Here is a 6,203-nt window from a genome sequence, read left to right as displayed (position 1 = left end):
GGTGTCTCCGGAAGCACCTCGCCGGAAGCCGCGACGCGCTGGCGTTGCGCGCGGCTCCCGCTGTATTCGGAGAAGGTCGCCCCGCCGGCGGGCGGAATGTCCAGTGCATCGTCGAACCGCCCGGCGGTCAAATCCGGCGGAATTTCGAGATTCTCGCCGGACTCCTGCTGCTTTTTGTAGGCAAGCCGCTGATCGGGGATCGCGTCGTTGATGACGTTCGAGCCGCAACCGGATAGGAGCAGAGTCAGCGCCAGGCCGGCACAGACGCCGCCGGTCAGCCAATTACGTGGTCTCAAGGTGAGCGACCTCTTTAATCGATTGCGCATAGGCCACCGCCCAAGGGCGCGTCGGCGCGACGGATGGCTTCAGAGCACACCCGCCTGCTCCATCGCGGCGCGCACGCGTGCATGATGCTCTTCGGAGAGCCAGGTGAGCGGGAGACGGATCCCTTTAGTGCAGAGCCCCATCTCGGCAGCGGCCCATTTTACCGGGATCGGATTGGACTGTACGAACAGGTCGTGATGCAGGGCGTCGAGCCGCCGATTGATCGCTTCCGCGTGCTCGCGATCGCCCCCGAGCGCCGCGTCGCACATGTCCTGCATCAAGCGAGGGGCAAGATTCGAGGTCACCGAGATCACACCGTCGCCGCCCGTCAGCATGAACTCGCATCCGGTCGCATCGTCTCCGCTGTAGAGCGCGAACCCGTCGCCGCAGCCTGCGCGCAACCGCCCGACGCGCGTCAAGTCGCCCGTCGCGTCCTTGATACCGACGATGTTGTCGATCGGCGCGAGCCGAGCGGCCGTCTCGGGCAACAGGTCACACGCCGTGCGGCCCGGGACGTTGTAGAGGATCAGCTGGATGTCGACGGCCTCGGCGATCGCGCGGTAATGCAGATACAGCCCCTCTTGGGTGGGCTTGTTGTAATAAGGCGTCACCAGAAGAGCGGCCTGTGCACCAGCCTCTTTCGCGCAGCGGGTCAGGTTGATCGCCTCGCGGGTGGAGTTGGCGCCCGTGCCCGCGATGACGGGGATCCTGCCGGCGGCAAGCTCGAGCGTCCTGCGAATGACGGCACAGTGCTCCTCCTCGTCAAGCGTCGCGGATTCTCCCGTGGTCCCGACGGCGACGATGGCCGTGGTCCCCGCGTCGACGTGAAAGTCGACGAGACGCCGGAGGCTCGCGTCGTCGATGCCCCCGTCCTCGTGCATGGGGGTGATGAGGGCAACGATGCTGCCGCGAAACATGTCCGACTCCGTTAGGCGAAAACCTTGATGGTAGTACGCGAGACGGCGCCGGCACAACCGAGATGATCCGACTCCGAATGTTCGAACGCGCGGAGTTCCATCACGGTGGACTCAAGCCTCGGGGACTCAAACCCGAGTGGCTCAAACGAAGACACTTTGACACCAACTCAGAAGCGTCGCCGGGAAGAGGCCGAGCGCCAGAAGGGAAAGGCCGTTGAGGCTCATGGCGAATCGCACGCCGCCGCTCGTGGTCAGCACCGGCATGTCCGGATCCGGCTTGTCGAAATAGATGACCTTGACCACGCGCAGATAGTAGAAGGCGCCGATGATCGAGAAGGCAACGGCGACCAAGGCGAGCCAGACCAGGTCGATGCGCACCACGGACTCCAGCACGAGCAGCTTCGCCATGAAGCCAACCGTCGGCGGAACACCCGCCATCGAGAACATCACCAGCGCCATCATGGCGGCGTACCAGGAATCCCGGTCGTTCAGTCCTTTTAGATCATTCAGGTTCTCTGCATCAAAGCCTTTTCGGCTCAGGATCAGCAGGATACCGAAGGCGCCGGTCGACATCACGGCGTAGATGATCGCGTAGAACAGTGCCGAGGCGTAGCCCTGCGCGGAGCCGGCCAAGAGCCCCAGGAAGACGAAGCCGACGTGCGAGATGGTCGAGTAAGCGAGCATGCGCTTGATGTTCGTCTGTGCGATCGCGACCAGGTTGCCCAGACCCATGGAGAGTACGGCGAGGATCAGGAGCATGCCCTGCCAGTCCGGCTGGATCGCCTCGAGTCCATCCACCAGCATGCGGATCGCCAAGGCGAAGGCCGCGATCTTGGGGGCGCTGCCGAGCAGCAGGACGGCCGGCGTCGGCGCGCCCTCGTAGATGTCCGGAACCCACATATGGAAGGGCACGGCCCCGAACTTGAAGCCCACGCCGATGACCAGGAAGACGACGCCGAAGACCAGGACCTTGTTGTCCATACCCTGCTCGGCCACGGCTTGCGCGACCGGACCGAACTCGATCGAGCCGGTCGCGCCGTAGATCATGGAGACGCCGTAGAGGAGCATGCCGGAACCGAGCGCGCCCAGCACGAAATATTTCATCGCCGCTTCGGCGCCCTTCTTCGAGTCGCGATCGAAGGCGACGAGGGCATAGAGCGCGAGGGCCTGAAGCTCGAGACCCAGATAGATGGTCAGGAAGCTGTTGGCCGAGACCATGATCAGCATCCCGAGGATCGCAAAGAGCCCGAGGACGTAGAACTCGCCGACGAAGAGCCCGCGATCCTTCAGCCAAGGCCGCGAATAGACGAAGGCGAGCAGGCTGACCACCAGGATCGCGCCCCTGAGCAGGTCGGTCAGGCCGTCGCGCACGACGTTGCCGTCGAAGAGGATGCGCGCCTCGCCGCCGCCCACGGCACCCGTCAAGCCGATCGCGACCAGCAGACCGATCAGGGTCAGGTTATGGTTGATGTCCTTGTCCTTCTCCTCGAGATAGAGATCCAGCACCAGCACGACGCTGGCGGTGACCAGGATCGCGATCTCCGGCAGGATGGGGAACAGATTGGCGGCATCGAATGGCATGTGAGAATTCCGATTAAGTGAGACCCGCGCCCGAGCGCATCCTTACGGCTGTCCGGTCAGACCCGCCACGGATGCGGGCACCGCAAGGACGCAGTCCGCCGCCTCGGAGGCCGGCAGCTTGCACTCCCCGACATGGGCGACCAGGTTCTCGACCGAGGCGTGCATCACCTCCATCAAGGGCGCCGGCCAGATCCCGAGGGCGAGGACCGCGGCGGCAAGCACCCCGAGATTGAATGTCTCGCGGCGATTAAGATCCTGAAGAGCCGCCACCTTCTCGTTCTTGACCTCGCCGAAGATGACCCGCTTGACCATCCAGAGGGTAAAGGCTGCCGCGAGGATCAGCGTGGTCGCGGCCAGGAAGGCCCACCAGAAATCGGCCCGGAAGGTCGCAAGGATCACCATGAACTCGCCGACGAAACCGGAGGTTCCGGGCAGACCCGCATTGGCCATCGCAAAGAAGACCACGAAGGCACCGAACCAGGGCATGGTATTGATGACGCCGCCGTAATCGGCGATCTCGCGCGAATGCACGCGGTCATAGAGCACGCCCACACAGAGGAAGAGCGCGCCCGAGATGAAGCCGTGCGAGATCATCTGGACCATCCCGCCCTCGATCCCCATCACCGCCCCGCCGGCGATATCCGGGCTGCGAATGATGGTGAAGACGATAAAGAAGCCGAGCGTCACGAAGCCCATGTGCGCGATCGACGAATAGGCGATGAGCTTCTTCATGTCCTGCTGAACCAGGGCGACGAATCCGATGTAGACCACGGCGATCAGCGACAACGCGATGATCAGCCAATCGAGCGAGGCGCTGGCGTCCGGCGTGATCGGCATCGAGAAGCGCAGAAACCCGTAGCCACCGATCTTCAGCATGATGGCCGCCAGGATGACCGACCCGCCGGTCGGCGCCTCGACATGCGCGTCCGGCAACCAGGTGTGGACCGGAAACATCGGCACCTTCACCGCAAAGGCGAGCAGGAAGGCGACGAAGATCAGGATCTGGGCGGTCATGCCCAATTCCAGATCGTGGAAATCCAGGATGCTGAAGCTGTCGGCCTGGAAGTACATGTAGATCAGCGCGACCAACATGAAGACCGAGCCGAAGAAGGTATAGAGGAAGAACTTGATGGTCGCATAGACCCGATTCGGTCCGCCCCAGACCCCGATGATGATGAACATCGGGATCAGCATCGCATCCCAGAAAACATAGAAGAGGATGGCATCGAGCGCGGAGAAGACGCCGACCATCACGCCTTCCATGATCAGGAAGGCCGCCATGTAATGCGACGGCTTATAGGTGATGACATCCCATCCCGCGATGATGACGAAGATGGTGATGAAGGTCGTCAGGATGATCAGCGGCATGGAGATGCCGTCGACACCCAGGTAGTACTCGACATTGAAGGTCGGGATCCAGGACGCACGCTCCACGAACTGCATCTGTCCGCTGCCGGCGTCAAAACCGGTCCAGAGGCCGAGGCTGATGGCGAAGGTCAGGATCGCAAAAGCGAGCGCGATCCACTTGGAGATGTCCGTGCCGCGATCGCCGCTCGCCAGCACGGCGATACCGCCGATGATCGGTAACCAGATGACCAGCGTCAGGAGAGGGAACTCGTACATGCGGGGCGTCTCCTTCCGCTTAGAGCACGACGAAGAACGTCAAGAGCCCGACGAGCCCGACGATCATCGCAATCGCGTAGTGATAGAGGTAACCGGTCTGCAGATGCCGCGCACGCTGCGCCAGCTCCGCAACCCGATGCGCCGATCCGTTGACCACGCCGTCGTCGATGATGGCGCGATCACCGCCGAGCCAGAGCACCCGCCCGAGCATTCGGCTACCGCCGGCGAAGACCTTCTGATTGAAGTCGTCGAACCCGTATTTGGACTGCAGGACCTTGGTGACGGGACCGCCCATCGCCGGTAGTTGATCTTCGATCTTCGGATTCCTCGCGAAGGTGAACCACCAGACGACGGCGGCCAAGGCAAGCCCTCCCATCGCCAGGAAGAAGGGCGGCATGGTCATGCCGTGCAGGACGAAGGCCCATTGGCCGTGCCAATGCTCCCGCAGCGTATGCAGGGTGTCGTGCTCGGGCGCCACGACGATGGGGTTCCAGTCGCCGGTCACGAACCAATTGGTCACCAACAGCGGCTCGACGACCAACCAGCCGAGCACCAACGAGGGGATCGCCAGCAGCACCAGCGGCAGGGTCACCACCCACGGGGTCTCGTGCAGATGGTGCCGGGTATGCTCGTCCATCCGCGGCTTGCCGTGGAAGACCAGGAAGTACATGCGGAAGCTGTAGAGCGCGGTCACGAAGACACCGATCGTCAGCAGGAGCGAGGCATAGCCGGAGCCGTAGAGCGTCGAATGCCCCACCGCCTCGATGATGGCGTCCTTGGAGAAAAAGCCGGAGAAGGCCGGAAAGCCGATCAGGGCCAGCGAGCCGATCAAGGCGGTAATCCAGGTGATCGGCATGTAACGGCGCAGGCCGCCCATCTCGCGGATGTCCTGCTTGTGATGCAAGGCGATGATCACCGAGCCGGCGGCCAGGAACAGCAGCGCCTTGAAGAAGGCGTGGGTCATCAGATGGAACATCCCGGCGGCATAGGCCGAGGCGCCGAGCGCCGTCACCATGTAACCGAGCTGCGAAAGGGTCGAATAGGCGACCACACGCTTAATGTCGTTCTGCACCAGACCGATCAGACCCATGAAGAGCGCCGTGGTCGCGCCGATAATGAGGATGAAGCTGAGCGCCGTCTCCGACATCTCGAACAGCGGCGACATGCGCGTCACCATGAAGACGCCGGCGGTGACCATGGTTGCGGCGTGGATCAACGCCGAGATGGGCGTGGGGCCTTCCATCGAGTCCGGCAGCCAGACATGCAACGGCACCTGTGCCGACTTACCCATGGCCCCGATGAAGAGCAGGATGCAGATCAGGGTCATGAGCGACACGCCGCCGAACACCGCAACCTGCGTCTCGGCATGCGCAGGCGCTGCGGCGAAGACCTCGACATAGTCCATGCTGTTGAAGTACATGCCCACCGCAGCGATGCCCAGGATAAATCCGAAGTCGCCGACCCGGTTGACCAGGAAGGCCTTCAGGTTGGCGTAGATCGCCGTCGGCCGCGTGTACCAGAAACCGATCAGCAGATACGAAACGAGCCCCACCGCCTCCCAGCCGAAGAACAGCTGCAGGAAGTTGTTCGCCATCACCAGCATCATCATCGAGAAGGTGAACAGCGAGATGTACGAGAAGAAGCGCTGGTAGCCGGGGTCCTCGGACATGTAGCCGATCGTGTAGACGTGCACCATCAGCGAGACCGAGGTGACGACGCACATCATCGTCGCGGTCAGCGTGTCGACGAGGAAGCCGA

General features: G+C 62.8%; 4 protein-coding genes and 1 pseudogene. All 5 read right to left on the bottom strand.

What is annotated here, in order from left to right:
- A pseudogene (locus VLR48_RS16170) lies at nt 1-296 on the bottom strand (hypothetical protein); the annotation flags it as partial.
- A gap of 69 nt (nt 297-365) precedes the next feature.
- Nucleotides 366-1,241, bottom strand: a complete 876-nt coding sequence (gene dapA / locus VLR48_RS16165) for a 4-hydroxy-tetrahydrodipicolinate synthase (RefSeq protein WP_325292778.1) — start codon at nt 1,239-1,241, stop codon at nt 366-368.
- Nucleotides 1,242-1,382: 141 nt separating this feature from the next.
- On the bottom strand, nt 1,383-2,822 hold the full coding sequence (gene nuoN, locus VLR48_RS16160; protein WP_325292777.1) for an NADH-quinone oxidoreductase subunit NuoN: 1,440 nt from the start codon (nt 2,820-2,822) through the stop codon (nt 1,383-1,385).
- A 42-nt stretch (nt 2,823-2,864) separates the two neighbouring features.
- Complete coding sequence (locus VLR48_RS16155) at nt 2,865-4,445, bottom strand: NADH-quinone oxidoreductase subunit M (protein WP_325292776.1); 1,581 nt, start codon at nt 4,443-4,445, stop codon at nt 2,865-2,867.
- Between the two features lie 19 nt (nt 4,446-4,464).
- A partial coding sequence (gene nuoL, locus VLR48_RS16150; RefSeq protein WP_325292775.1) for an NADH-quinone oxidoreductase subunit L occupies nt 4,465-6,203 on the bottom strand: 1,739 nt, incomplete at its 5' end.

The organism is Thiocapsa sp. (assembly GCF_035467215.1).
Taxonomy (GTDB): domain Bacteria; phylum Pseudomonadota; class Gammaproteobacteria; order Chromatiales; family Chromatiaceae; genus Thiocapsa.
This window is presented reverse-complemented; position numbering and strand designations above follow the sequence as displayed.